We start from the raw sequence: 26,432 nt of genomic DNA on the forward strand, positions 1-26,432 counted from the left end.
CCTCAGAACGATTGTGGGTGGGGTGCTGTGAGGAGGAACCGTACCGATAAGGACTCCATCATCGAATTCTCTCGTCGTACTGACAATGAATACCGGATGGACGGGAAGTTCATTGTCTCTTCACTGCAAATTTGAGTTCATCTGTCCGGCGCAATGTAAAATCTGAAACTTGACCGATATTTATGAATGGCCAGGAGGCAAACATGTTCTACCCGGTGAAGAACGCTGATCGCGGGACACGGAATGTGCGCATTAAGCGAGCGATCACAGCATTATCGCTGCTCATTTTATTGGCCTTATTAACTGCCTTAGTGGGTTTTTATCGACATCGCGCCGCCCGATACACCCCCGATCTTCCTGTGACTGCGGTTGCACTTTCCGACCATGCATCGGTAATCGGAGTCTATAAATGGAGAATATGCGGACCATTCGTCGCTGCCACCGAGGATCAGCATTACACGCCACTAACTGAACGTAATATGCTTCTCCATGATTATCTTCATGATATCCATGGGGCAGAGACACCATTGCACATAGCGCTGCCCCGCACTAATATCGGAATCAGCTTCGATCGCGACCCGGCTGCAGAAGATAAAGCGCCTATCACAAAACAAGAATTCCTGAATCAGGATATAACTTTTCCAACTCCCGACATCAAGACACAGCTACTTTATTGGGGAGAATATCATGTCTTTAAAGTTGTCTATGCTGCTGCATTTCTTGATTCACCTAATGAGCAGGATGTAATATTGCTCTCCGCAACAAATTCTCCGATCAAGATTTGGCTGAACGATCAATTTCAAACACAATCGTCGCCTGGCTCGGTGGGCGAATACTGGTACGCTCATGTCGGAACCGTCGTTCACCTCCGAACAGGAAAGAATACGCTCTTAATAAAAATGTTATGCTTCCCCTTCCGCAACGATTTTGCTGTATGGATCGCGACGCGTGAAGGAGCTTACGCGTTCATCCGCGAACACGGTGGACTCTTCGACCTATCCGCTCAGTTGGTGATTCCCCGTGGCGAGCCGATAGTTCTCGCTCCGATACTATCTATTTATGATCGTGGCAAGGATACGTTAAAGAGTTATTCTATCCTCGATCAACGAGGGCGCGTCGTTAGACATGGTCCACTAACTGAGCCGACGATTGATACATCTTATATCCCAGATGGACTATATTCTCTCAGCCTTAAATACGACGCCTTAACAGTAGGAGAATTGATTTTCCTGGGTAACCCAGTAACGCGCCTGAAAGAATATCAAACCCAATGCATCAGAGGTGCTCGAATAAACGTTCCATGTGCCGGCCTATCTCGACTTGCCACGACAGTCAAAGATGCTAGCGCGGGGTTCGCCGTTGATAAGCAGAAATTGCTCGTTAGCCTAATCGCGAATTTCGAATGGAGCATTCATCGTTTGCCCTTGTATGACGGACTGACTGACGAAGTCCCGCGTGTCCGATTAATCTCCTTTATTTCAAAGATTGACCACACTATTCAGTATTACTATATGCATGTTCCATCTGGGGTACCTCCATCTCGACATATCCCGCTTGCGGTCATCTTACCCACAAGTGCTCCAATACTTCCCTTCTTCGACAATTGGATTACGCTCCACCCTGCGTCCCTCTTGAAATACTCTAGGTTTGCGGATCGCTACAAGATGGCTGTAATTGAACCATTTGCCCGCGGCGAGCTATTACCATCAGATCTTGCAGAAGCTGATATTTTGCAGTCAATAAAGGACGCAGAATTCCGCATTGCTATAGATAAATCTAGAGTTTATCTGGCTGGTGAGTGCGGCGGCGGCAGAAGCGCCTTTTTGCTCGCAGAGGATCACCCGGATATGTTTGGAGGTATCAGTACGATAGGTGCAGCAACAGGCGTTGATACGGCGGTGCGAGATCAGGAGGCAAGTCGGCAGAACGTCTTGCTGCGGCTGCGGAATATAGCTTTTATCCCAACACGTATAACGCACGGTGCTGAAGATTATCACTCTCCCGTACGCCAGGCAAACGTCCTACTTGAGAAAGGAGCTAAGGTGGGGTTTCACCCAGAACTCGTTTTGCTTCCTGGAGATTCCGAGTTTGGCTATGTAGAATCTTATCGTAAAATGTTTGAGGTTTTCTCGATATCAAAGCGCTCACATATGTCGGCCGATACCGTTTTCGGTAAATCAGATAACGGAACAAGTAGGAATTACGATGCCGCCCAGCCCTACGATCACTGAGAACTAGAAAACGACCAGACAGACAGCCACGGAAAACCACACGGCAATACTCAAGCAAAACAACTTTAACGGTGCTCAACGAGCGAGACACTAGCTACGCTGGCCGAGCAGTTCGACCGTTCAAGTACCGCTTCAGCTCGATGCAAAAGACTTCTCGTCGGAGTTTTGCCCAGCGAACATACAACCTGATATCTGCCGGGCGTGCCCTAGTCAAGCTATAAATATGAGCCAATGCCTGACCGCGACGACTTATTGCGAGAGGCACTTGTGTGAGGGAACTCCAGTTTCAATTGGGAGAGATTTCTGAGGGCAGGCCACTTGCGCATGATAGAACGGCGGTTGACCGGCTCAACGAAACGTCTATAGATCTTCACTTCTCCACCACAACTCCAGCGGGTGGTTCCACTACAATCGCCTGAATTGCGAACTTTCTCATTTCTATGGCCTGTACTTTTTCGCCGCGAGAACCGAGTGATGCGGCTAATTGTTCGAAGATTGATGAACAACTGAAGGCGGGCCTTATCTCCAACAGAAGCGTTCGTGACAGCACACCATTCCATGATTCTTGCTTAGAATGGTATTGCACCATCCGTCGCAACGCATCCGGACTTGCCAAGTGCATAGTTTGCCGCCAGGCTTCAAGCGCTTGGAGCCTTGCTTCGTTACATCAGGCCTCGGTCCCTGGATCTCTAGTGCCACAGACTTGCTCGTGTCAAGGCAAATCGAGGTGAGCGTAGAACTGTGCAGCACGACCGTAGAACTTTCAAGATGTACTGTTTTGTGAGCTGCTGCCAAGTCATAGAACATTAATGAAATTGCGCTTGAACAGCTACGTTCTCTGATATAACGTGATTGCAGTCATCTGAAAGATGTTTTTACCAGTGAGTTTGTTAGTGTATTGTAGCGACGAAGGACCCAGCTTTGCTGTACCAACACCAGAGTTAGTCTTCAGCTGGTTCAAGTTTCAGCCAGTATGAGGCTAGCTGCATCGTACCCGGAGGTCTTCGCCTTGCGTTTCTTATGCGTGCTGCAACTGTCTCTTCGTTGTTTTGCGATCAGCTTTATAGGGTTTGGTTCGAGAGTTGTTCATGCACAGCAACCAGCCTTAGCTCCAGAGTCTGGCTTCGAGGTTGTCTCGATTAAGCCGACACACTTCACGCCGGGTTGCTACAGCATGTTTCCTTCTGGAAGCCCTCATTACGTAGCAACTTGCATCACGCTTCGCGAACTCATCGCTCGAGCATGGAAGGTACACCCGGATAACATTCAGGGAGGCAGCTCCCAAGCGCTCGCTACCGCCTACACGGTTTCGGCAGTTACTCCCAACGGCACGCTGTGGAATCCCGAAAATGTCCGCCCGATGTTGCGTCAGATGCTTGAGGAACGTTTCCATGTATCGGTCCACTCGGGAACGAAGCAGATTTCCGGCTATGTTTTGGTTGTAGCTAAGGGAGGTCTTAAGCTTCAGGCATCCAAGTCCGAGATCAACCCACAGGCCCATAGCGCCGGCCAACCTTTCAGCAATTCAATCCGTCCGGGGTATATCCGTGGCCGAAATATTGATCTCAACGGGATAGCTGCCTTACTTTCCTCCGTTGAACAAAACACTGTTGTCGACGAAACGGGCATCGCTGGGACCTTCGACATTGATTTGCACTTCGCAAAAGATGGCGATACGGAATCGAGCTGGCCAAGTTTCCCGATCGCATTGGAGGAGCAGCTTGGTCTTCAGCTTAAGGCCCAAAAAGTTACGGTAAATACTCTTGTCGTCGATCATACTGACAACGAGCCAACACCTGATTAAGGCGGCGTAAGATCGTTTGCGGTTGCAATATCTAGCGTGGACGCGGATCGCTGCTCCAGTCCAATGCCTTATCGATGCGGCGTCGATGAAACGTCATCCCTCACTTGTGGAGCCTCAGAAGATGAAAGTTTGCGCGATCCAGACGAGATATCTGAACAATCGTCTAGTGAGTGTTCAGCATATTGGCATGGTGTCAGTTGCGATCCTAGCGGTTTTTCTGTCTTCTTGCAGATCGGCACAACATCCTGACGATAAATATCGTAGAGAAATGCCGGAAGATTATCGAAGAATGGTCGACATTGCTGATCGTAACGCCAGCAGAGACCAACTTCCGAAAATTCTTGCTGATGAACACAAAGTGAGCTGTTCTCCTTCACCGATGAAAGACATTTCAAGAGCAGCTTTTGAGTCAAACGGGCAATTTGCAGTACTCGATTCTTCTGGTCCCGGTGTCTATTTGTTCGCCAATAACGGATCAGATATCGGCGAGTTGGGAACCAAAGGACGTGGACCCGGTCAGTATAAAATCCCATGGTCGGTAGCATCGACAGGGAGCGGATTTGCGGTTGCAGATTTCGAAGACCACCGCGTAAATATTTACGGATACGATCAACATCTTTCGTCTTCGTTTATTTACTCCGTACAACGCTTTTCAGCGACTGGGATCCGTCACGATAAAATAGGGCGTAAGTTTTTTTTGTTCGGGAATCATCTTCAGATATCCGGTGAACGTAAAGCTGTCGACTTCGTGCATGTATACAGCGACAATGGTGAATTTCAATCCTCCATCTATCAACTGCCCACCGAGTGGCTCAAGGCGAACTATGTAGCGGTTGACACTCCTCTGCTGACAACCGACGAGAAGCAGAACCAGTACTTTATGTTCGAGTTCGACCGAATCCTGCATCGGATCAATCAATCTGACTCAAAGGTCGATGACGTTCCGTTGACGCTTCCGGGATTCATTCCCCCGCCTACACCTTTGACAAAGGACCAGAGGGGACTTGAGTCGGTACTTTCCTGGGATCTCAAGTATACGCCGATCAGATCACTTGCAGGCTACCACGGTGCCACGGTCGTGGAATACGAGTCTCATCACGGACTTCGCTACACCATTGCGGTTTTTAAAAACGGAAGCTCGGAACCGTCTCAAGTTGTAGAAACAAATAATCTACTGCTTGGTATAAACAGCGACGGTATGGCTGTATTTACGAACAATCCGGGAAGTTCAGCAGAGGATATCCATGAACTCACATATGGCCGTTTCACAATCTAACTCCAGTCGAAAACTTACTATTGTTGCATTGTGCTCTCTAAGCGTTCTTTGTGTGCTCGCGGCCGGATGGTGGCGCTTCAGTATTATGGCGAAGCGCGTTGATATTGTGGAGGCAAACGGTGAAACCGAGATGGATATTGGCAAGTTGTCGTCGGTATCGCTCTATGATGTGTCACGGAAAACGACGGTCGAATTGAAGGCATCAGCAAATGGTCCGAAGAGATTGTTGGTTTTCCTTACAGCCGCTGACTGTTCATCATGTCTCGATGAGTTGGGCGACTGGCTTTCTATCGCTAAAACGACACCAAGCGAACGGTTTGAGGTTGACCTGATATACATTCATACGGCGTCAAACGAACTAGCTTCATTTATGCAGAGCAACCCGTTGCCGTACCACACTTATTTTGATGAGCAGGGCGAACTATCGAAGCAAATGAATATTCCTCCTCAAACACCTGTTACAGTCTTGGTGGATAAGAATTTCAAGGTTCTGGCAGCTCAAGCTCCCGCACCCGATGCGAATGCTCGTCAGCCGTTCATCGCAAGAGTTGAAGCTATCGTCGCACGGGGGGAATAAGGGTTATTTCAGTACGTCGAGCGGTACGGAGATATCGCGTAGATTTCCCATTGATGATCTGCGGTTAGTGTTCCCTGTACAGGTGCTGCAGGACTGGCTTGCCAATTTATTGAATATCAACAATTCCAATTTTGATAAGGAGAACCAAAATGAGAAAGATGAGCCTACCATTGTTTGGTGCCTCAATGCTGCTGTGCACTGGACTTCTCTTCACCGGAGCAACCAAAGCGATGGCCCAACAAACCCAATATGGTTGCCCTGTATACGATTCCGCTGGCAACACGGTTGGATGCACTTGCGATAACTGCAGTTCCTCGCAGCCTTGCATTTGCGAATAGCGTCTTCCGCTGCACCAACTTAAATACCTACCCATAGAGAGCTCCTAGTGTAGAGGCATTTGAAAATTCCAAAAGCGCTATGCTAGGAGCTCTGTTAGAGGCTCGTCAAAGTGCAGCCGACTCTATCGACGAATTAGCAACGTAGCTGGGTATTCTGCCCTGTCCCGACCGACGCGTAGGAAATGATAGATTTCAACAACATCCAGTCGAAATGTGTGCGCGATGGCGTTCTATTGCTCGGTTTGTTGCTCGGTTTATCTTCCGCCCTATGTAATAGGGCCCCTGGGGGGGGATGGGGTGCTTTTGTTTGCCTCGCAGGCTCGCTAGCGTTTTACAGGCTCATACTCGGTTCCAACCTGTCGGTAGCAGTACGGTTTGCAACCGCGGTTGGGGTGAGTGTCGTTTCCTGCATATTCTGTCGCCATCAACTCTCGCATGCACTCGAAATCTTGCAAACAGCAAAAGATCTTGGTTTCGCAAACCCGACAGACATTAGACATCGGCTTCCATCGCTTCTGCCAAGCGGAATTCTCGGAGAGTCCTTAGTCCTGCTGGCTGCCATATTGCCATTTCCTATGGCTCTATTCCATAAATATGGTTGGCGTAGGATAGCGGGAGCGCTATCGGGCTGTGCAGTCACGTTCATACTAGTTTGTATATTTCTAACTTACGAACGCGCGGCATTCGTCATGGCGCTTGTCTTTGTTGTTTCCGGATCCGCAATGGGTCTTACTGCCGCCGCCAAGTATCGAATGGATGTGTGGAAGTGGCTGGTGCCCTTCGCACTCGCGTGCATATTCGCAGAAGGTATGTCTAATGCCGGATTCTCAAATACCTTGCAACTGCATTCCACGGAATCGCAGAGACGAAGCGCCTCTGGTCGTCTTCACATATGGCATAACACTTTCCAAATGATCAGTCAGCACCCATGGCTAGGGACCGGTCCAAATACTTTTGCTCGTTCTTACAACGACTTCGAGAGAGGGGTGACGCAAGACGCCGTCGTAAATAGACCGTTCAATCTCTTACTTGGACTGGCAGAGGAGTATGGCGTCCCCTTCGCAATCCTGTTCCTGTTACTTATCATAGCGCAGTTGCGTTCTGCTCATATTGGGCTTGCAGTTGAGACCAACGATAGGAACGCTGCAACATTTTCGATCTGTTGCCTGGCAGGAATGTACAGTCTTCTTACTAGGGAATTGTTCTATTCATCATTGTTCAGATCGTATCAAGTAGCGTTTCTTTCGATGCTTGTATTAGCGTGGACTACGCAGCCATCAGCTAGGCCAAGCATCCATAACAAATACTCAGCATCGTCGTCGTGGTCGGCATCATACATGGCCGTGTGTGGTTCTGTGATCATCGCTAGCCTGTTCTTTATGCGTTCGGAAAGGGTCTCAGCCACCCATTTCGTTGCGGGTTCGGAGAAGCTTCACTCGGGCGATTTTTTATCAGCTGCCCATGAGTTCGAAGTTAGTGCTGAGCTCAAACCTCGAAGTGCGTATTATCACGCTTCTTATGGTCTCGCTTTGGAGAGTCAGGTTCAGAGCGATTCATGGGACGATTCGAATCGGTCAATCGCGAATGGGCGACCAGCCTCTTCAGAGGATATGACTCTCAGAGATCGTGCAGAACGGGAATACCAAGTAGCTCTAGCGCTCAACCCCAATGATGCCTCGTTTTTGAATAATCTTGCCTGGATTGAAGAAGCAAAAGGAAAGAAGGAGGAGGCTGCACGGCTGGTCTCTCGAGCAAGAATTGTGTCGCCAACAACACCGCTTTATCAGGTGAGCGCTTCAGTTCTCGAAGACCTAGCCGGCAAACGCGATGACTCAATCAGTTCAGGCGCAAATGCTATTTCTCAATCACCTGTCTTGGTCTATTCCAGTTGGTTTGTGTCTTTGCGGGCGACGTGTGCGAATTGCATGGAGGCTATGCTTGCAACAGCGGTGCAAAAGACCTCGAAGGAATATGACCGATACAAGTCCCCATTGGCCTTAGCCCGACTAGGAGCGCTATATTTCATCACTGGACGGAAGGATGAAGGGTATGAGTTGTTACGGATTGCTGTTACGGCTATACCCAATCTGCCTGAAGCTTGGTGCTTCATGGCCCGATATGAGATGGAGCAGGCAAACTATACAGAAGCGCGCATGTATTACGAGAAAGCACTCTTTTTAAACCCGAGTTCGAGCACTGCGCGATTGGGCTTGTGTCAAGTTGCTATACAACAAGGGGAACTGGGGGACCCTTGTGAAGCGGCTGTAGAATGGCGAATCGGTGCTGGGATGCGTTCGTCGAATTCGATGCGGGCAGAGTATTTATATGGCGTCACGGATCGCGATGCTGTGAATGATGATGTGCTTCCACAAGGATTCTTATCATTTTGCTGCTTCGTACGAGTCGGCAAGAGCACCCCCCCTCTGAATCGATGACTACTTTGTCGTTTTGCTAATTAGTTGGCATATTCTTGTTTGGATTATCTGGCGCACTATCGTTCCTGATGTGTCCCGCTGACCTCGAGAAGGGTTTGAAAACATCCTTCCTCAAAGATGTGCTCTGGCTCACACTTTCTTACCAAGATTTGTAGCCAGCGCGCCGAATAATTAGTACAAAAGTTCGCCAGATAATTTGAAAAGCAATAGCCTTGTCATCGGCCAAGCCTGAGACTCGGCGCCATACGACAAATAATTCCACAAAAGCTACGACAAACAATTCCTCACCCTACATCTTGGCGCAAACTTTTTGCGATAACGCTTATCGCAGCTATATCGCAAAGAACTCCCTATCGGTAGTGACTCTGTACATCGCCAAAGTCATAGTCCCAAATTGTCATTCACGGCAACGGCGATCTCCTGCTCGGAACCGAGATAGCGTTCGGTGGTCTGGATCGAGGAGTGGCCGAGCAGGAATTTGATCTGCTCCAGGTCGCCGCCGTTCTTGCGGCAGAGCTTCGCGCAGGTGCGGCGGAGGTCGTGGGCGCCGAAGTGTTCGATGCCAATTTGCTTCGATGACTGTTCAACTACTGACCAGATCGCCCAGTCACCGAGTTCGTCTCCAACAATCTTGCCCGATTTCGAAAGCGGGCGGAGCAGATTGCCTTTCTCGATCTTGGCTGCCGCAGTCCAGGCGTCTATTCCTTGTCTTATCCAGATCGGGATTGCGACCGTGCGGATGCGGCCCCCCTTGCCACGAAGATCGATGATCACCCACCTCCCTTCTCTGAGCTGGATGTCTTCGATCTTCAGCGAGGCCAGTTCCCGTCGGCGCAAGGCGCACCCGACCAAGAGAGCGATAATCACATAATCGCGCTTGCCCTTTAACTTGGAGCGATCGGGCACCGCGAGAAGCTCCTTCGCCTGTTCACGCGTGAGCCAGTTGCCGAGGCGAGTTCCTCGCTCCGGGATATTAGGAACTCCGGTCAGATTGGAGGCCTCTTCCGCGCTGAGCATTCCATTCCGTCGGGCTTCGGTGACCAGCTTGCGCATGGCCGAGAGCCGGACATTCACGGTCGAAGGGGAGTCCTTTTCCATGCTGGCTCGCCATTCCATCAGCAGTGCCCGGGTGAGAGGTCGGCTGGCAGAGAATACAAATAACCCGTCGAGAGCTCTTCCATAATTGCGTTTGGAATGCGGCGAAACGACCGAGTCGAGAACCATCTGTTTGAGTTCAACAAGGCGTGGGTCGACCGGCTCCGGCGAGGCATTGTGGTTCGGAGAAAGTAGCAACGCGTGGTCGCTCACGTCCCTTCCTCCGGCTCAGCCTGATCCGCCTTGCGGGCTGCAGCAAGTTCCGTGCGGAGCTTTTCCACGATTCCTTTGAGGTCTTCGATCGAGGGAACCTCTTGTTCCAGTGCCTTCGGCATCTCCCGTGTGACCGTATAAGTAGACACGCCGATCGGCTTCTGAAAGTTCTTAAAGGAGAGCTCAACGATCGCTTCGTTGTGGCTTTCGCAAAGCAGCAACCCTATGGTCGGGTCGTCGCGGTCCGATTTCATGATCCCGTCAACGGCCGACAGGTAGAAGTTCAGCTTGCCAGCATACTCCGGCTTGAACTCTCCAGTCTTGAGTTCGATCACAAAATAACAGTGCAGGCGTACATGATAGAAGAGCAGATCCAGATAGAACGTTTGGTCCCCGACTGGTAGAGGCACCTGGCTTCCAACAAACGCGAAGCCGCGACCGAGTTCCAGCAGCAGATCGCGGAGATGAATGAGCAGTCCGCGTTCGAGCTCCCGCTCCTTGAAATCGTCGGCCAGGGTCAGGAAGTCGAAGTTGTAAGGATCACGCAGGATCTGCTCGGCCATGTCGGAATCAGGCGGCGGCAGGGTTTGCTCGAAATTGGTGAGCGCCTTCCCTTCCCTCTCGTGCAGCCGGCTTGAGATCATGTGGACAAGAACGTTCTGGCTCCAGCCATGTTCGAAGGCGGCGCGCAAATACCATTCGCGAGTTCGCCGGTCCTTAATCCTATCCAGAACCCGGAGATTGTGGCCCCAGGGCAATTGTGCAATGAGCTGTTGCACAATTGCCTCTTCCGGCCATGCCTCGGCTAAAGCACGCATATACTTTAGGCTTCTTGCCCCGAAGCCCTCGACTCCAGGAAACTCATTCTGGAGATCATGGGCCAGGCGGTCGATCACCCGCGTGCCCCAGCCTTCCATTCCCTGCCGAAGGAGGATGTCCCGCCCTATTGACCAGTAGAGCAGGATCAGCTCCCGGTTAACGGCGAGGGCAGCGCGAACCTGGGCGCCCCGGATACGGGTCTTGAGTTCTTGGAGGAACTCGGGATAGCCTGTGGGCGGCAAAAGAGCGGATTTCATCGATTTCAGGGTAGCATGCAAATTACCCACGATAAGTGACATTATCGTGGGTAATAATCAAGAGTCGTTATCATAGTTATTGGCAGGTGTGCCAATAATCCCGGTATCCTGAAAGTGTCGCAAAGTTGAGGTTTTTCAATGGCTCGTCCCGTCAAATGGTCACGCGATCTGCACTCCATTCGCAAGCTAGCTTGAGGTGCTAGCACCGCAAGGCATAGGGGTTCAAGTCCCCTCCTCCGCACCAATCTGAAAGTAAAGGACTTACGAGAAGGCCAGCCCGAAACGGTTGGCCTTCTTTTTCGTCACTGTAGTGGGTTTTTGTAGTGGTTGTAACCAGCTTTCGTTTTTTGCAGGGGCCAACCGAACGGGTTGCCCCCGTATAAATGGGCGGTATAAGCTATGACTCGGACCCGATGATGCGCCCCACCCCGCAAAGCATTCCAACCAGTGCGTTGCAACAAGAGGCCGGTGCCCAAGATCTCGTCCGTTCGGAAAAGATGAGGCCGTATCTGGAGCTGCTCAAGGCCCATATCGGAGGGCAGGACACAGCGCCTTACCTGGCCGCATTAGCCGAACTGCCGCTCGAAGAAAGATACGTTTGGCGGGTCATCTCCGCCTTGAAGTGGGCGTTCTGCGATCTTGAAACCGAAAACGTACTCGCCGATCTCGAAACCCTCTCCGAAGACGACCTCAAGTTGGTTGCCAAGCCGATCGCCATGCGGGCAATCCAGTTCTCTTTGTTTGCTAAGGCACTGCTCGGACAAGAAGCCGCAGAGCAAATCATGTTGCGGGCCACAAGGATTCTCAAACAATCTGACAATGGATGACCGCGCAGCTACTGGACAAGATCACCTCCGTTGAGCCACGACCCATGCAACAGCAGCTCCGACGGCGGGAGTGGGGCACGCCGCCCTTACACAGCAAACCTGAACGCTGCGCCGTCGCGGACACCGTGGCCGGCGGTGGGCGCGGCGAAGTGGGTGCCGACGACGAGGATCGGCTGGCCAGCCATTCGTCGAGGAGGGGTGAACGGGTAATCAGGTCGCGATCACACGTAAAATGGGGATGCCCAAACCCTATGGTGGAGAGAATATAAAAATGAGTGCGATCATCTCCAAGTGTGGCTCCTACCGCTATCGGCTTGAGCGTCGAATTGGATCTGGATCGAGAACCTGCGTCTTCATCATGCTGAACCCTTCTAAGGCAGACGCGACGATTGACGATTCCACGATTACCCGGTGCATCACCTATGTGAGGTCATGGGGATACGACAAGCTTGTGGTCGGTAACCTGTTCGCGTTCCGAACGACATACCCGACTGAGCTTAAGGTCGCAGCCGATCCTGTCGGTCCCGAAAACAAGAAGCACCTGTCAAAGATGTTCCGCGAAGCGGACATCGTTATCGCAGCATGGGGCAACCATGGCGATCATCGAGGACGAGCACAAGAGTTCCATGAGTACACGGCGAAGAACGGCATTGATCTCCACTACCTGAAGCTCACGAAGCAGGGTCATCCCTCACACCCCAGCAGATTGGCGGCTGCGCTTCAACCGAAAAGATGGTCCTGAGGCCCACTCGCTAGAGCACGCCGTCCGGCCCGAAATACTGTTTCCAATTCGGCACATCTTCTCCCAACAGCTTCAGCAACATCATCCCCCGCGTCGTGAGTCGCGCGGCGTAGTTGCTGATGGGAACCTCCCGAGAGGAAACGGAGATCATCTCCGCCAGGCCGAATCCTTGCAAGCGAAGGCATATCTGGAGACCTTCCTCGCGGCTGAAGGTATTGCCAGCGCCGTCCTTGCCGGTCAAAGCCATAGCCATTTGGAGCGACAGTTCCTGCGCGCGTTGGATGAATGTGTTCGGATGGAGTTTAGGAGGATTTGCGTATGATGGCGATGCCTGCTCGTTCCAGTCTCCATTCTTGTTCATAACCTGATTCAAAATTTTCAGACCGATCAAATCCCGTTCGCCGAGCTTTTCAACGTCCTGAATGAAACTGACTAGGCCGTTGATCCTCGTTTCGCTCGTGATCGACGAAGTGATGACGGTTAGATAACGTCCGCGCTTTTTGTCGTCGAATTCTTCCGTGTCGTATTCGAGCGATAGGCGCGTTGCTGATTGAACTTCGCTGATGTCGGTTCGCATCTTCTCCATAGCGTCCTGCACTTTGACCATGTCTTCAACTAGCTGGCTTACAAACGCTTCGGCACGTTCCTGACGGGCCTTTGCGGACATGGAATTCAGGAATGCAAAAAAGCCGTAGATCGGCGGCGAGACTTTGCCGAGGGCCTTTCCGGCGTCGAGCACCTTCATGATGCCGGACGTAATGCCGTCACCCTTGGGATACTGCTTATCTATCGCGTCGTAAACGTTATCAATTGCCATGTCGTTCCGTCAGCCTTCTGTGACGCCGGTGGGTCGGTTAACCATCCTAGACCCTGGGCGCAAATTGCGAGGCAACGGAGCGCAGGCGGCCAGCGGCGGAGTGCTAATCCTTCAGATCGAACTCAAGTCTCATTTTCTCGTCGAGTTCTTTCATGATGGCAATATGTGCGTGGAAGTTTCGCGGGGTGCCTCGCGGGACGTGGCTGCTCGCGGCCTCGAAAGGACGGCCGAGGAAGGTATCTTCGCGAATACGATCTTGAAGGATGTCGCTCAATGCCGTCTTTTGCAGGGCTGAACAGGCTCGCTCCAGCGTCGCAATGTTCATGCTGACCAGAGGCGTTATGATGAACCGCTTGTTCCGAGGCCCACGCATGTTTTGGAATCGCGCGTTTAGGTATCCGTTCGTCATCCAGCTTGAGCCGATGTCATCGCGGGTGATGATGAGTGGCATGATCTTTTTGATGCCGCGCAACCATTCCGGAAGCTCATCTTTCGGTCCCTGTGTGATCCTGTTGATCGCCGTGACGAGTTGAGAAACACCGACAGGTCGGTTTGTGCCATCGACGAGTCTCGTATCCAGATATTCCCGAATCAGTTTTCTATCGCACGAGTAACGCACATCGGCACGACATGTGGCGAGCTTCGCCTCAATCAGCACTGCCGTAGAACCACAGATCACCATTGAATCGCAGATGGGTCTCGTGTCTTTACCAGAGAGGTAGTGTGGCTCCGGAAAGCATCTGTTCAGCGCTTTGCTCGCGTAGTTGTCCAAAAGCCAGTTAACGTAGCCCTCGAAAACGTCTCCCCAGAAGCTGAAGTATTGGAGACGTCGATTCTTCTCCATCGTCCCGGCTACTCGCCATAACGCCCCGCTCTCCAGCTTTGCGACTGCATGTTCGTAATCGATCGCGTAGAGTTTGTCATCGATGCGCAGGTAGGGGTTGTTCTTGAGAAATTCGAAATCGGCATAGCCATGTACTTTTTTGGTATCCGGCAGGTCGCTGAGCCGGCAGCAGACCGTATCGAACATACGGCTCACCTGGTCCTCAGTGAGATTTGTCCGCTTGAACCACGAAATTCCCAAGCTGCCTTCGGGAACATCGCCGAGCTTAGTTTCTTCCCTCTGTAACAGGGCATGCGCTGTAAAGGTGTGAACGAACTTCGTGTACAGATCCAACGGAAAGCCGAACACCTTTTCGAACTCGGCATCCACGTCAAAAAGCCGTTTATTCGCGGGTAGCGAGGGGATGATGATCGTCAGATAAATGTAGAAGCGCAGGAACAGAACGAAAGCATCCGTGATGGAGTCGGTCTCAAACGTCGGAATGAAGTTCGCGACAATTTCAGCCATCGTATCGAGTTCTTCGACGGGGCGGTCTACGGGCACCTTGTGCATCAATTCGCCCGCGGCCAGGAGCAGTTCGCCCAGTGCGTAGTCATGCACTTTACTGCCATCCTCCGGATGTGCCGGGTCAAGACGCATAGCCTCAGACGCCAGGAATCGAACCTGTCCTTGGAAGAAGAGCGGGCGCCCCTGCTTTGCGAACGCTAGGGCGCGCGGTGCCAAGTTCGGGAAGAAGAGAAGGGGTGCCCAGTATTCCGTAGCTTCCTGCGACGCGACCGTGTTCGCGTCCGGCCCGAAGCCGAAGATGATGCTGAATCGAGCGCAAGCGATCAAGATTTCGCTTCGAGGAAACTGCCGAAGAGCGTTCCGGTATTGCTCAATTGTGATTTTCGGTTTGCCGGTCAGCTCAGACCAATTGAGCCAATATCTCATCTCGGGTGGGGACGCCATCGTCCATCTCCTCACAGGCCGCAACACGACCCCCGACTGCGCAGGAGGTTTATTCTTTAATCATGCCACTGATGAGCAAGAAGAAGCAGCCATTCATCATCGACGAGGACCTGAGCGCTGCGCTCAAACCCTATCTCCCCGCCGATTCGCGGACGACAGTGGAGTGCGGCCTGCGGAAGGGTACGCCCGATTTTCCCTTCGTACTCGACCTCTGCCAGCGCGAGAAAGCAATGCTCGTTACTGCCGATATCGAGTTCCCGAAGCACGTTAAGCGTTACCAGCGCTCACACAATGATTGCTGCTGGGGTCTCATGTTGCTGCCGGACGGGGAACTGAATCAAATCGCGTTACTGAGGGACCTCAAGGAAGGCAAGATCAAGCTGAACCATCCGAAGGTTAAGGACTTTAAGTTCGACTTCGCGCGTCACGACAATCTGTTCATCAACCTCCGCGCCAACCCGCCTAAGGTATCGGAGCTTTGCGACTGCGAATGGGATGATGACTAGTAGCTGGCTGCGCCCTGAACTTCGCTTGCGGTCGAACTCGATCACATCTTCGATCAATTCGACGAGAATGATACTTTCTCTCCATTCGCGCCAAAGTCTTCCTCCGCTGGCGTGAGGCGTCGGGCACCCCTCTCCGCTAAATTCCAAATCGTGTAACAAATTGAGTCAATTTGCTCTGTCTCACCTTCAAAGTGAACTTTGGACGGATTCCGGCCATCAAAACCACTAAAGATACGTTGGCTCGTGGGAAGTCATGCCTGCCTGTAGACCCTCGGCAATCCGTGACCTAAGCAGCCTCCAGCGCCTCTAGTATCGACATAATAAGATAAAAAGCGTACAACAGAAACAGATAATTTCCGTACAGCAGAAAAAGCTAATGGAGCGACATGGCAACTCCGTCAGAAAAACTCGCGCAATCTCTGGAGGCTCTTGCCAAACTCCAGACGGCGGGCGGTGCCGTAGCGATTCGTGCAAGGGATATGTCTCGCACGCACAGGGAGCGGCTGCTCGCGCAAGGCTTTCTTCAACCGGTTCTAAAGGGCTGGCTCATCCCGAGCCGCCCAGACGACGCAACGGGCGAGAGCACGGCCTGGTACGCCTCTTATTGGCAATTCTGCGCGGTCTACCTCCGAGAGCGTTTCGGAACGGAATGGTGCCTCTCCCCCGAACAATCCCTGTCGCTCCATGCCGGTAGCTGGACTGTACCTCGCCAACTGATGGTGAGGGCGCCGAAAGCCCGGAATGCCGTCACAAAGCTCCCGCATGGCACTTCCCTCCTCGATCTTCGCTCCTCCCTGCCCGTAGCTGCCGATCGGCAGGTTGTAGACGGCCAACAGGTCTTCTCGCAGGAGTCCGCCCTGATCGACTGCTCTCCCAATTTCTTTACCCACAACTCGACTGACGCTCGCGCTGTTCTATTGACGATCCGCGATGCCTCCGGGCTTCTGGCTCGACTACTGGCGGGAGGACACACCATCATTGCGGGGCGTCTGGCTGGAGCCTTCCGCAACATCGGACGCGATCGCATCGCGGATGACATTGTGAAGACGATGACTGCTGCCGGTTATGCGGTTCGGGAAAACGATCCATTCACCGATAGGCCAAACCTCGTTCTCCGCACCCGTGAAACATCTCCGTATGTAAACCGAATACGGCTGCTTTGGCAGAAGATGCGGGAGCCGATTATTGAGCGATTCCCCAAAGCGCCGGGGACACCGCGCAACATCGCGGCCTACTTGAAGCGCGTCAATGAAACCTATGTCACCGACGCTTACCATTCGCTGTCTATCGAAGGCTATCGCGTCACACGCGAGTTGATTGAGCGCGTCCGCGCTGGCTCATGGAACCCGGAGACGAACGAGGGAGATCGTGAGCAGCGGAACGCAATGGCGGCGCGTGGCTACTGGCTGGCGTTCCAGTCCGTGCAGCAAGGCGTTGGACGGGTTCTGCGCGGCGATAATCCGGGGCAAGTTGCGGATGAAGAGCACGGCGCTTGGTATCGGGAACTCTTCGCGCCGAGCGTTGCATCTGGCATCTTGAAACCCGCAGACCTTGCCGGGTATCGCAGCAGCCAGGTCTACATTCGGAAGTCCATGCACGTTCCTCTCAACCGCGATGCCGTGAGGGACGCCATGCCAGCATTCTTCGATCTCCTCCGCGAAGAAGCGGACCCGGCGGTGCGCGTCGTGCTGGGGCATTTTCTCTTCGTCTACATTCATCCATACATGGACGGAAACGGGCGAATTGGGCGCTTCCTGATGAACGTAATGCTGGCATCGGGTGGATACCCTTGGACGGTGATCCCAGTTGGAGATCGCAACGCTTACATGAGCGCCCTCGAACGTGCGAGCGTCGGAGAAGACATTGTTCCCTTCGCCGACTTCATTGCGGGCCTCGTGCGTAAGGGTCTCGGGGGAGAGCCCTTGCCGGCTGTGCCGAAGTCTTCCTGATGACTACCCCCGCGCAACCGAACGCTCACTCTGTCAATATAGTTCCATTATTGAATGATGCTGACATATTCACATCGCTCAGTGAGTGACTCGGCGATTCTTCACTCGTTGAACACAGGGGCCTATAAATTCAATCACTACCGAGCCACACACCTAGTTCTCAGGCTGGACGATATGATTGATGCGTTCGGCAATTGCCTTGGAGTGACGATGGATAAGGATGTAGTGAAAAATGCCATCGGTGGCATCGATGCGATCCTCAGCAAAGGCATACAGCACGGACGAAAAAGATCGAATGCTGACCGAAGCGAGGAAGTCTCGTTCACCCCACATCTACCCGGCAATCATGCTGGCGCTAAACGCTGGTATCCGTGACGCGGAACTTAAACAGCTTACCTGGGCGCAGGTAGACCTCAAGAAGGGTTACCTGACGGTAGGCAAGAGCAAGACGGAGGCTGGCGAGGGGAGGACCATTCCCCTCAACTCGGCACTCTCTGAGACCCTGACTGAGTACGCAGACTGGTATGAGGCGGTGTTCTCTGAAACACGGCCCGAGTGGTATCTCTTCCCCTTCGGGAAACCGCGACCCAGTGATCCAACGCGACCCGTGACCACGCTCAAAACGGCTTGGGATACTGTACGGAGAAACGCCAAGGTGACGGGCCGTTGGCACGATCACCGTCATACGCTCATCACCGATCTTGCCGAGAGCGGCGCCGGCGAACAGACGATCATGGATATTGCCGGACACGTCTCACGGAACATGCTCAAGCACTACAGCCACATTCGCATGGAAGCGAAACGCGACGCTCTGGAATCGCTCGTGACTAAGCCCGCGAAACCGAAGCCGATAGCCAGTAAGAGCATTGGGATTCGACCCATTCCCCAAGCCGCCAGCGTCGCCACAGGACTACCCCTTCGAGTTCAATGAGTGCATCGCCCTGTTAGCAACAGTTGAGATTCGGTTTCCGATAGCCCGTCACTCAGATGGAACGCAGAAATGTTCTCCCAAACCCTCCATCACGATAGCCGCTCGCCCCAGGCTTCGCGAATGATGCAAGCGGAAGTGAATGGTTCAAAGATCTAGCCGCTGAAGCAGACTCATTCTGATTGCAGGCTGTTGCGATTTACTTCCGCGTTGCCGCTTTCCTATGCGTTCTCTTCTCTTTGCCTTTGGGTGAGCGAGGTGCTCCGGAGAGAGTCGCGATCATGTGCCGCACGACATCTGCTGGAGTGACCTTCTGGATAAGTGTGGCTGAGGTCAAGCCCTCCGCCTCCAGCATGACAAGGCCATGCAGGGTAGACCAAACCCAAATGGCCGTTACGTTGATCAATTTAAGTGCAATGAATTTCTCGATCTGGTGCAATAACAGGTCAAATGCGATCCTGTACGCCCGCTCCAGCGCGGGGTCGGTTGCGGTCTTAAGCAGATGCGATGCGAACATCAGACGATAGAGGCCTGGATACCTGCCGCCGAACCGAAGATAAGCGACGCAGGCGCGTTCAAACCTTTCACTTTCGGGTCCCTCGCCTGCGGCTTCTGCTAATGCCGCTGTGAACTGTTCAAACCCGTCTGTTGCGACAGCAGCCAGGAGCGCTTCGCGACTGCTGAAGTGCCGGTACGGTGCCGGTTGCGAGACACCGAGCTGTGCCGCGAGTGCCTTGAGCGAGATGGATTCGGGGGCAACCGTTTCGAGTGCTTCCCGTGCTGCCGCGATCAGAGCAGAGCGAAGATTGCGGTGGTGGTACACACCCGGGTCTTTAACCGATGAGTTGGTGAGTGCGGATGAATGCAAAGTAGATGTCATGTGATTCCCTATAATTTTACCTTGACAATCGGAGCGCAGAATAATGTATTAGACTAATACATTGAGGTCGAGGAGGCCCCACCATGCCGGTTCTGGAAGATTCCGTATCCCACCTTTCTCATACCAATCGCTTTCTACGCGGCAATTTTGCTCCGGTTACCGTCGAGACCACAGCTTTCGATCTACCGGTTAAAGGCAAAATCCCCGAGGAACTGGAGGGACGGCTCCTTCGCATCGGTCCCAATCCTATAGGGATGCCGCAGGAGGAGCATTATCACTGGTTTACTGGCACGGGCATGGCGCATGGCCTACGTCTTCGGAGCGGCAAAGCAGAGTGGTATCGCAATCGCTTCGTGGTAGATGGATTCAACGCTTCGGCGCTGGGTCGCCCAGATCTACGCGGTCCTCGGAATGGTGACGGAAAGAACGTGGCCAACACTAATATTCTCGATATGGGTGGCCGCACCTATGCGATTGTTGAAGCCGGCGGATTGCCCGTAGAACTTACGTACACCCTTGAAAGTGTCGCTCGGTCGAACCTGGGTGGGACGCTGGAGCACGGCTTTGTCGCACATCCAAAGCTCGACCCTAGCACGGGCCAACTTCTCGCGGTGAGCTACGAGCCGCAGCTTGAGGCATTGACCTACATGGTGGTGGACCCGGATGGCCGTGCTGAAGCCAGGGCTAGTATTCCAGCACCCCACCGCCCGATGGTCCATGACATGGCCTTCACACCCACATGGGTGATCGTGCTGGATCTGCCGGTTACGTTCAATCCGGCAAGGATGAGTAGTGGGTTGCCGTTTGCATGGAATCCCGAGCGGACGCCCAGGCTCGGTCTGTTGCCCCGAAACGGGGACGTGAAGCAGATGCGCTGGGTCGAAGCGCCCTCCTGCTATGTGTTTCATGTGATGAACGCTTTCGATGATGGGAGCGCAGTCGTGATGGATGTCGTACGACACCCGCGCACCTTAGACAAAGAGCATCACGGACCAGGCGAGGGCATATCGAAGCTGGTCCGCTGGCGCATCAGTCTGCTCACAGGAAAACTCACCGAAACGGTCCTTGAGGAGCGGGGTTGCGAGTTCCCGCGCTTCAACGATGAGTTTGGCGGAAAGGAGTATCGCTTCGGGTACACGGCCGCGACCGATGAAGAGTTCCAATTTGGCCCCGCGTTCAAGCACGACGTGAGCACAGGCCGCACCGAGGTCCATGACTATGGTCCCGGACGTGCCACCCTGGAACCTGTGTTTATCGCTCGAAAGGGAGCGATCGAGGAAGACGACGGCTGGGTCATGTCCTATGTCTATAACGCTGAACGGAATGCCTCAGACGTAGTCATCCTGGACGCCAAGGCTTTCTCTGAGAAACCGGTCGCTTCGATTTCGCTACCGGTGCGTGTGCCCTTCGGCTTCCACGGAAATTGGGTGCCTGATCACATTTAGCAATCAGTCAAGGATGTCGCTTTCCCAGTTCCGAATTGGTGGCCGGCAATCCGGACATTGGTGGTTCTCCTCAGTTGGTGCATCGTGCATCATCGCCGAGTCACTCAAGGACCATCCCTGGCGGCGAGGAGAATTGGGTAAACTCGCCGTCTCGCGGCGTACGCGCAAGCGCCAAAGACATCAGGCAGCATCTCCGACTTGCTCGGGAATACCCACGTTTACCCACAGTATTCTTTTGGGGTACCCACAAAAGTCCCCACAGTGAGGGATATTTCTAGGTTTTAGGGGAGGGATCATGCTCATAACTGGTTGATAAATATGGCTCCTGAGGTAGGACTCGAACCTACAACCCTTCGGTTAACAGCCGAATGCTCTGCCATTGAGCTACTCAGGATCACGCGGGACGCGCTAGGCAACCGGACGGCTGCGCTCTCACTGTTATAGCAAAATGGCGGGTGTTGGTCAAAGTGTGAATATCCTCCAGGCTCCGCAGTATCATCCGTTAGTGAATGGAGGTGTACTATGCCACGCATCAGCCGACTCGACCGCTCCGAAGTTTCTCCCGAGCTCACCACGATCTATGATCGCTATCTGCAGGAACGCGGCAATGTCCCCTACTTCTTCCGGACCGTTGCCCATCGGCCACAGATCTTCGAGACCATGATTGCGCACATGGAAGCCGTATTGCGCACCGGAACACTTTCGACAAAGCTGAAGGAGTTGGTCGTCGTACGGACCTCGCAGTTGAACTGCACGACGTACTGCCTGGCCAGCCACACCGCCATCAGCCTCAAACTCGGCTGGACCACGGAGCACCTGGAAGCGCTCAAGGACTGGCAAACGAGTTCGCTCTTCAGTGAGGCGGAGAAAGAGGCGATCCACCTCGCCGAAGTCATGACCTTGCGCTCCCACGAGTACAGCGATGAGGATATGGCAAGGCTGCGGCGCTTCTACTCGGAAGGAGAAGTTGTGGAATTGATGGCTTCCATTGGCCTTTTCAACTATTTCAATCGCTTCAACAATATGCTCCGCATGGAACCCACCCAGCCTGCAACCGCCGAGGAGTTGGCTGAAGCTGGCGTTGAACCAGCCCACGCCTAACTCTAGGGATAAAGCACTTTAGGGATAAAGCAATACCACGATATTGAAGTAACTAAAAGATTGAACATCCTTAGGTGCACAGGCTCCGACAGCGGCCTCGTGATACAGCCCTGACGCCAGCTTGCGCTGCAACATCTCGGGCAGCACAGCCAGATCTCCCGAGGTATAGCGGAACACAAGCGACGGGGTAATGGCACCTGCGTACCCCGTCGTCATGGCGCAGGTCTGGCGCGCGTCCTCCTGCATGGTCAGAAGCGTCAACGGGGTAATGGAAGTCAGTAAGGAAGCAACTGTGTGCTCCTGCTCGTCAAAGGTTAGGTCGTCTACCGTACGACCGAAGTCCTGTACCGCGTAGAGTTGGCCATTGCGACTCAGCACGCTGATCCCAACGACATTGCTCTGAGGATCGAGCAGGTTCTCACGATGACCGGGAGAGTTCATCCAGGCCTCGTGGATCCGAACCGCGGTAGAAGCCTGGGCCACATTTTCGGCAATCGAACTGAATCGGAATCCCGCTTGATGCCCTCGAGCCGCAAGCTCCATCTCTCCCGGGTACCGATGGGAGATAGAGGCACGTGAGGCCATCTCACGAGCATGGCCTTGTGCGGCACGATACAGAGCGTCGTCCCAGCGCAGCAAGGTCAGGCCCCGTTGCGCCCGCTCTGCGTTGGCTGCGCTAAAAAGATATTGTTCAGCAACCGAGCCCGGCCCCTGGGCTGAGGGAGCTTGCGCATACAGCAAAGCTCCACCAAAGGTGGAGCAGAACACGGCAAGCAACAGAATTCCAAGGTGTTTCATAAATCAAACAGGGTGCCGAAACCTAAAGTCCGGCGCTACAGTTCAGGGAGTTCGTCCGCCAGAGGAAGGCGGTTGCGATAGCGCTTCATCAACGCAAACAGTTTTCGAGCGTCCCAGTAACGAGGAATGTATTGCCGAGGCTCCGATATCGATCGGAAGAGCCAGCCAAGATACATCTTGTCGGCCCAGACAGGAATGAAGATCTGATCGCCACTCAGGAAGGCAATAGCCGCTCCGATGCAATGAATTGAAGGAAGATAGCTAAGGTTACGCTTGAGGTATAAACCCAACCGCTCCTGCGTTCCACCGCCTACGGTGACGATGACGTGCTGAGGCCGCAGATCTTCGAGCATCTGTAGCAAATCGGTATCTTCTACCTCTTTGATCTCTTTACCGTACATCGGCGCCAAGTAAACGCAGTTGGCAGGAACATCAATTCCCTGTCGGCTGAGCCACGTCAGATTATGCTTGGCGCTGACCGGGCTTGCCATGACCCAGACAGTATTTCCAGGCTCGCGCGTATCTGGCTGCAAAATAAGCTCACGGAGATACTCCAAACCGGAAAGCCTTGTGATTGCAGCACGTTGCAGCCAATTCCAAATGAGAACCATGAAGGCGGAGTCTGTGATTGCAAGATCCGCGTTCACCAAAGACTCCCGGTAAGCCGCGTTTGATCCGAGATCCTTGAGAGCAGGGGCAGCCGGGACCACCAGTAAACCGCCATTACGCATGCGATCTACAGCCTGAGCCGCCGTTCCATGAAAAAAGTCGATTCCAAGGATCGTTGTGTACTCGTGCATGACGCACTCACGCTCGCCCTGATCCAGTAAATTAGAGAGCATAGCCCGCTATTTGCCCTTCACGCCGGTTGCTATTTGTTCTTCAATCCAACGGTAGGTTTTCTCCATGCCGTCACGCAGACGGATGGAGGGCTCCCATCCAAGCTTTTCCATAATAAGAGTGTTATCGCTATTGCGACCGTTCACACCCTTTGGAGCAGTTAGATTGTAGTTGCGCTTCAGTTTGATACCGGCGATATCTTCCACCATATCGACAAGTTGACCAATTGTCACTAACTCACTTGATCCCAGGTTGATTGGTTCATCGATCTCGCTGCCGACGATCATCTGAGTTCCTTTCACGCAATCGTCGATGTACATGAAACTGCGGGTCTGCTTTCCATCGCCCCAGATCTCAATCTCATGCCTGCCTGAGTTTTTCGCCTCAATCACTTTACGACAAATAGCTGCCGGGGCCTTCTCGCGCCCGCCATCCCAGGTGCCATCCGGGCCATAGACATTGTGATACCGTGCCACGCGGCAGATAAGACCGTAGTCCTCTTCGAAGTGGCGGCACATGCGCTCACTGAAAAGTTTCTCCCAGCCGTAACCGTCTTCAGGCAGTGCCGGGTAGGCATCGGACTCTTTGAGAGCCACGACATCGGGGTTCGTCTGCTTTTCGCCGTTGTAGACACAGGCCGAAGAGGAGTAGAAGAACCGCTTAACCCCCACCTGCTGCGCGGCCATCAGCATGTGGGTGTTGGTCAACACACTCAGCATACACAAAGCTTTGTTGTTTTCGATAAAACCCATGCCGCCCATATCCGCAGCGAGCTGAAAGACCAGCGAACTGCCGTCGGCGGCCACGATGCAATTCTGTTTATCCTTCAGGTCAAGGGAAAGATTTTCGACCCCTTCCGTGACCTGATACCACTCGTTCAAAGGTTTGACATCAACTGCTCGAACGATCTTGATCCCATTCGCAATGAGGCTTTTGACAAGATGTCCGCCAATAAATCCGCCTGCACCGCAGACAACCGCCGTTTCCCCGCGTAAATCCATTCAAAACTCCGTTCGGTTCTGGCCCCATGAGACAGCCCAAGCATCTCAACTCGGTGAGTGAATATTACAAGTTGCAGCTAGTGGTTCTGTTTCTAGTCTATGTGCCCCCTTCTGAAAGTCAAGGCACATACCTATTGAACGTCACGATACTCGCAGTTGGATGTATTCACTTTGTTCCCTTTGTCTCTTTTTTTGTCACGCAAAACAGGGATCTTATCGTGCAGCAGTTTACGCTCAACTTTAGACAGTTATGATTAAAAAGCATCAGGACAAGGACTGACTCTGGATCGAATTGCACATCACAAGCTGGCCGCTGTCGGGATTGTCATCCTGTTTCTCTTTCTGGCTTGCGCCCTTTTTGCTCCATTCCTGGCCCCTCACGATCCGGCACAACTCAATCTCTCTGCCCGGTTGCTTCCCCCCTCCGCAGCTCACTGGTTCGGCACCGATGAACTTGGCCGCGATGTGCTTTCGAGAACGATCTATGGCGCACGCGTCTCCTTGATTGTGGCCGTAGCGGTGGTCAGCCTCTCCCTTGCCCTGGGACTTCTGCTGGGCTCCCTGGCAGGCTTCTACGGGGGCATCACCGATACCGTTGTGAACGTCTATCTCACCAACGCCTTCCTGGCACTGCCGGGAATCTTGCTGGCCGTCGCCTTCGTGGCGTTCCTGGGACCGAGCCTGACCAACCTGATCCTGGCGCTGGCCCTGGCGGGCTGGGTCAACTATGCACGCCTGGTGCGTGCCCAGGTCATGGCCATGAAAGAGCGCGAGTTCGTGCAGGCTGCCCGGTCGCTGGGAGCAAGCGACCTTCGGCTGATGCTTCGGCATATCCTGCCCAACATCGTGCAGCCGCTCATCGTGCAAGCCGCTGTAGGCATGGCCGCAGCCGTGCTCGCAGAGGCCACCCTCAGCTTTCTGGGGCTTGGGGTGCAGCCCCCTACGCCGACCTGGGGAGCGATGTTGAACGATGCACGCTCGCATCTGTTCGAATCGCCTTACCTGGTCTTTTTCCCCGCCGCGGCGGTGGCTCTCTGTGTCTTATCGTTCAACTTCGTAGGCGACGGCCTGCGTGACTTCCTCGATCCCCGCACACGTATGCGGGAAGGACTCTAACACCATGCTGGTTGGCGTGCTCTCCGACACCCACGGTCTTCTGCGACCGCAGGTCCTCGAAGCCCTCGCGGGGGTAGAGCACATTCTGCATGCGGGCGATGTCGGCGACATCCGCATCCTCGACAAGCTGCGAGAGATCGCTCCTGTCACTGCGATCCGCGGCAACGTTGACACCGTTGGCCCCTGTGCTGAACTGCCTGCGACCGAAGCGATTGAACTCGGAGGCCACTTTTTTTACATGGTGCATTCGATCGAAGACCTTGATCTCAATCCTCGTGCCGCAAAGATTCAGGTCGTCATCTCCGGCCACTCCCATAAGCCTTCCATCACTCAGCGTGACGGCGTTCTCTACCTGAACCCCGGCAGTATGGGGCCGCGTCGATTTTCACTGCCTATCTCGCTAGCCCTGCTGCATCTCAAACCAGAAAGCGTACGGGCAGAGATCGTGGAGTTTGAGGGCTAGGGTGTGTCGTCCAACTGCTGTGGGAGAAAGATTGAGCCGTGCAAGCATGTTGCTGTAGCACGTCTCGGAAGGGCAGGGTTTCAACTGTCTAGTCTCCAGACATCCTTTACAGATTGTCTCCAGACATCCTTTACAAGTTGAGGAAGTTTGCCGGGCATGGCTCCACGATCGTGGAGCCA

General features: G+C 53.4%; 22 protein-coding genes and 2 tRNA genes. 15 read left to right on the top strand and 9 right to left on the bottom strand.

Going from position 1 to position 26,432, the window contains the following annotated elements; genetic code table 11:
• The first annotated feature begins 203 nt into the window (after positions 1-203).
• From HDF15_RS04855 to HDF15_RS04875, 5 genes are all read left to right on the top strand, one after another.
• Positions 204-2,231, top strand: a complete 2,028-nt coding sequence (locus HDF15_RS04855) for a hypothetical protein (RefSeq protein WP_184253271.1) — start codon at positions 204-206, stop codon at positions 2,229-2,231.
• A 1,009-nt stretch (positions 2,232-3,240) separates the two neighbouring features.
• Entirely contained in the window at positions 3,241-4,035 is a 795-nt protein-coding gene (locus HDF15_RS04860; RefSeq protein WP_184253273.1) for a TIGR03435 family protein, read from the top strand.
• 85 nt (positions 4,036-4,120) lie between these two features.
• Positions 4,121-5,311: a hypothetical protein gene (locus HDF15_RS04865; protein ID WP_184253275.1), complete on the top strand. Its 1,191-nt coding sequence runs from the start codon at positions 4,121-4,123 to the stop codon at positions 5,309-5,311.
• Between the two features lie 85 nt (positions 5,312-5,396).
• The gene (locus HDF15_RS04870; RefSeq protein ID WP_184253277.1) at positions 5,397-5,888 is read left to right on the top strand and encodes a redoxin family protein; all 492 of its coding nucleotides are present in this window, start codon (positions 5,397-5,399) and stop codon (positions 5,886-5,888) included.
• A gap of 913 nt (positions 5,889-6,801) precedes the next feature.
• The gene (locus HDF15_RS04875) at positions 6,802-8,661 is read left to right on the top strand and encodes an O-antigen ligase family protein (RefSeq protein WP_260330850.1); all 1,860 of its coding nucleotides are present in this window, start codon (positions 6,802-6,804) and stop codon (positions 8,659-8,661) included.
• 381 nt (positions 8,662-9,042) lie between these two features.
• On the opposite strand, the gene HDF15_RS04880 is transcribed toward HDF15_RS04875, so the two are convergent.
• Both HDF15_RS04880 and HDF15_RS04885 read right to left on the bottom strand, forming a co-directional pair.
• Positions 9,043-9,969, bottom strand: a complete 927-nt coding sequence (locus tag HDF15_RS04880) for a site-specific integrase (protein ID WP_311733035.1) — start codon at positions 9,967-9,969, stop codon at positions 9,043-9,045.
• Positions 9,966-11,045, bottom strand: a complete 1,080-nt coding sequence (locus HDF15_RS04885; RefSeq protein WP_184253281.1) for a PDDEXK nuclease domain-containing protein — start codon at positions 11,043-11,045, stop codon at positions 9,966-9,968. Before HDF15_RS04885 ends, HDF15_RS04880 begins: the two co-directional genes overlap by 4 nt.
• Before the next feature lie 124 nt (positions 11,046-11,169).
• On the opposite strand from HDF15_RS04885, the gene HDF15_RS04890 reads away from it, so the two are divergent.
• The 3 genes from HDF15_RS04890 to HDF15_RS04900 all read left to right on the top strand — a co-directional run bounded on the left by HDF15_RS04890 (position 11,170) and on the right by HDF15_RS04900 (position 12,614).
• Positions 11,170-11,289, top strand: a tRNA-Leu gene (locus tag HDF15_RS04890).
• 169 nt (positions 11,290-11,458) lie between these two features.
• On the top strand, positions 11,459-11,872 hold the full coding sequence (locus HDF15_RS04895; RefSeq protein ID WP_184253283.1) for a hypothetical protein: 414 nt from the start codon (positions 11,459-11,461) through the stop codon (positions 11,870-11,872).
• Positions 11,873-12,143: 271 nt separating this feature from the next.
• Positions 12,144-12,614 (top strand): DUF1643 domain-containing protein, encoded by a 471-nt coding sequence (locus HDF15_RS04900; protein WP_184253285.1) that lies wholly within the window; start codon positions 12,144-12,146, stop codon positions 12,612-12,614.
• 10 nt (positions 12,615-12,624) lie between these two features.
• Here the strand turns inward: HDF15_RS04900 and HDF15_RS04905 are convergent, their stop codons facing one another.
• Positions 12,625-13,431: a hypothetical protein gene (locus HDF15_RS04905; RefSeq protein ID WP_184253287.1), complete on the bottom strand. Its 807-nt coding sequence runs from the start codon at positions 13,429-13,431 to the stop codon at positions 12,625-12,627.
• 103 nt (positions 13,432-13,534) lie between these two features.
• Positions 13,535-15,208: a hypothetical protein gene (locus tag HDF15_RS04910; RefSeq protein ID WP_184253289.1), complete on the bottom strand. Its 1,674-nt coding sequence runs from the start codon at positions 15,206-15,208 to the stop codon at positions 13,535-13,537.
• 80 nt (positions 15,209-15,288) lie between these two features.
• Between HDF15_RS04910 and HDF15_RS04915 the strand changes: the two genes are divergently transcribed.
• From HDF15_RS04915 to HDF15_RS04925, 3 genes are all read left to right on the top strand, one after another.
• The gene (locus HDF15_RS04915; protein WP_184253290.1) at positions 15,289-15,732 is read left to right on the top strand and encodes a hypothetical protein; all 444 of its coding nucleotides are present in this window, start codon (positions 15,289-15,291) and stop codon (positions 15,730-15,732) included.
• 386 nt (positions 15,733-16,118) lie between these two features.
• Entirely contained in the window at positions 16,119-17,681 is a 1,563-nt protein-coding gene (locus HDF15_RS04920) for a Fic family protein (RefSeq protein ID WP_184253292.1), read from the top strand.
• Between the two features lie 250 nt (positions 17,682-17,931).
• A complete protein-coding gene (locus HDF15_RS04925) occupies positions 17,932-18,612 on the top strand; it encodes a site-specific integrase (protein ID WP_184253294.1) in 681 nt (226 codons plus the stop codon).
• Between the two features lie 196 nt (positions 18,613-18,808).
• On the opposite strand, the gene HDF15_RS04930 is transcribed toward HDF15_RS04925, so the two are convergent.
• On the bottom strand, positions 18,809-19,489 hold the full coding sequence (locus HDF15_RS04930) for a TetR/AcrR family transcriptional regulator (protein WP_184253296.1): 681 nt from the start codon (positions 19,487-19,489) through the stop codon (positions 18,809-18,811).
• An 83-nt stretch (positions 19,490-19,572) separates the two neighbouring features.
• Here HDF15_RS04930 and HDF15_RS04935 point away from each other — a divergent pair, with 83 nt between their 5' ends.
• On the top strand, positions 19,573-20,934 hold the full coding sequence (locus HDF15_RS04935; RefSeq protein WP_184253298.1) for a carotenoid oxygenase family protein: 1,362 nt from the start codon (positions 19,573-19,575) through the stop codon (positions 20,932-20,934).
• Between the two features lie 319 nt (positions 20,935-21,253).
• Here HDF15_RS04935 and HDF15_RS04940 read toward each other — a convergent pair.
• A tRNA-Asn gene (locus HDF15_RS04940) sits at positions 21,254-21,328 on the bottom strand.
• A 128-nt stretch (positions 21,329-21,456) separates the two neighbouring features.
• On the opposite strand from HDF15_RS04940, the gene HDF15_RS04945 reads away from it, so the two are divergent.
• Complete coding sequence (locus tag HDF15_RS04945) at positions 21,457-22,035, top strand: carboxymuconolactone decarboxylase family protein (RefSeq protein WP_184253300.1); 579 nt, start codon at positions 21,457-21,459, stop codon at positions 22,033-22,035.
• Positions 22,036-22,053: 18 nt separating this feature from the next.
• On the opposite strand, the gene HDF15_RS04950 is transcribed toward HDF15_RS04945, so the two are convergent.
• From HDF15_RS04950 to HDF15_RS04960, 3 genes are read right to left on the bottom strand one after another with little or no spacing between them, the layout of a single operon-like run.
• The gene (locus tag HDF15_RS04950) at positions 22,054-22,833 is read right to left on the bottom strand and encodes a CAP domain-containing protein (protein ID WP_184253302.1); all 780 of its coding nucleotides are present in this window, start codon (positions 22,831-22,833) and stop codon (positions 22,054-22,056) included.
• A 35-nt stretch (positions 22,834-22,868) separates the two neighbouring features.
• Positions 22,869-23,675, bottom strand: coding sequence for a WecB/TagA/CpsF family glycosyltransferase (locus tag HDF15_RS04955; RefSeq protein WP_184253304.1), 807 nt, complete (start codon positions 23,673-23,675; stop codon positions 22,869-22,871).
• 6 nt (positions 23,676-23,681) lie between these two features.
• Positions 23,682-24,674 carry an NAD-dependent epimerase/dehydratase family protein gene (locus HDF15_RS04960; RefSeq protein WP_184253306.1) on the bottom strand — a complete coding sequence of 331 codons (993 nt, stop codon included), beginning with the start codon at positions 24,672-24,674 and terminating at the stop codon, positions 23,682-23,684.
• Between the two features lie 291 nt (positions 24,675-24,965).
• Between HDF15_RS04960 and HDF15_RS04965 the strand changes: the two genes are divergently transcribed.
• Positions 24,966-25,790, top strand: a complete 825-nt coding sequence (locus HDF15_RS04965; protein ID WP_409254860.1) for an ABC transporter permease — start codon at positions 24,966-24,968, stop codon at positions 25,788-25,790.
• Between the two features lie 4 nt (positions 25,791-25,794).
• Complete coding sequence (locus tag HDF15_RS04970) at positions 25,795-26,253, top strand: metallophosphoesterase family protein (RefSeq protein ID WP_184253308.1); 459 nt, start codon at positions 25,795-25,797, stop codon at positions 26,251-26,253.
• Positions 26,254-26,432: the final 179 nt, after the last annotated feature.

This window comes from Granulicella mallensis, from assembly GCF_014203225.1.
Classification (GTDB): domain Bacteria; phylum Acidobacteriota; class Terriglobia; order Terriglobales; family Acidobacteriaceae; genus Granulicella; species Granulicella mallensis_A.

Excerpts from the sequence above, each read along its gene's own strand:
- HDF15_RS04855 (WP_184253271.1), top strand. The coding sequence starts at position 204 with ATGTTCTACCCGGTGAAGAACGCTGATCGCGGGACACGGAATGTGCGC.
- HDF15_RS04865 (WP_184253275.1), top strand. The coding sequence starts at position 4,121 with ATGAAACGTCATCCCTCACTTGTGGAGCCTCAGAAGATGAAAGTTTGC.
- HDF15_RS04870 (WP_184253277.1), top strand. The coding sequence starts at position 5,397 with ATGGCGAAGCGCGTTGATATTGTGGAGGCAAACGGTGAAACCGAGATG.
- HDF15_RS04875 (WP_260330850.1), top strand. The coding sequence starts at position 6,802 with ATGGCTCTATTCCATAAATATGGTTGGCGTAGGATAGCGGGAGCGCTA.
- HDF15_RS04885 (WP_184253281.1), bottom strand. The coding sequence starts at position 11,045 with ATGAAATCCGCTCTTTTGCCGCCCACAGGCTATCCCGAGTTCCTCCAA.
- HDF15_RS04895 (WP_184253283.1), top strand. The coding sequence starts at position 11,459 with ATGATGCGCCCCACCCCGCAAAGCATTCCAACCAGTGCGTTGCAACAA.
- HDF15_RS04900 (WP_184253285.1), top strand. The coding sequence starts at position 12,144 with ATGAGTGCGATCATCTCCAAGTGTGGCTCCTACCGCTATCGGCTTGAG.
- HDF15_RS04905 (WP_184253287.1), bottom strand. The coding sequence starts at position 13,431 with ATGGCAATTGATAACGTTTACGACGCGATAGATAAGCAGTATCCCAAG.
- HDF15_RS04910 (WP_184253289.1), bottom strand. The coding sequence starts at position 15,208 with ATGAGATATTGGCTCAATTGGTCTGAGCTGACCGGCAAACCGAAAATC.
- HDF15_RS04915 (WP_184253290.1), top strand. The coding sequence starts at position 15,289 with ATGCCACTGATGAGCAAGAAGAAGCAGCCATTCATCATCGACGAGGAC.
- HDF15_RS04920 (WP_184253292.1), top strand. The coding sequence starts at position 16,119 with ATGGCAACTCCGTCAGAAAAACTCGCGCAATCTCTGGAGGCTCTTGCC.
- HDF15_RS04925 (WP_184253294.1), top strand. The coding sequence starts at position 17,932 with ATGCGATCCTCAGCAAAGGCATACAGCACGGACGAAAAAGATCGAATG.
- HDF15_RS04930 (WP_184253296.1), bottom strand. The coding sequence starts at position 19,489 with ATGACATCTACTTTGCATTCATCCGCACTCACCAACTCATCGGTTAAA.
- HDF15_RS04935 (WP_184253298.1), top strand. The coding sequence starts at position 19,573 with ATGCCGGTTCTGGAAGATTCCGTATCCCACCTTTCTCATACCAATCGC.
- HDF15_RS04945 (WP_184253300.1), top strand. The coding sequence starts at position 21,457 with ATGCCACGCATCAGCCGACTCGACCGCTCCGAAGTTTCTCCCGAGCTC.
- HDF15_RS04950 (WP_184253302.1), bottom strand. The coding sequence starts at position 22,833 with ATGAAACACCTTGGAATTCTGTTGCTTGCCGTGTTCTGCTCCACCTTT.
- HDF15_RS04955 (WP_184253304.1), bottom strand. The coding sequence starts at position 23,675 with ATGCTCTCTAATTTACTGGATCAGGGCGAGCGTGAGTGCGTCATGCAC.
- HDF15_RS04960 (WP_184253306.1), bottom strand. The coding sequence starts at position 24,674 with ATGGATTTACGCGGGGAAACGGCGGTTGTCTGCGGTGCAGGCGGATTT.
- HDF15_RS04970 (WP_184253308.1), top strand. The coding sequence starts at position 25,795 with ATGCTGGTTGGCGTGCTCTCCGACACCCACGGTCTTCTGCGACCGCAG.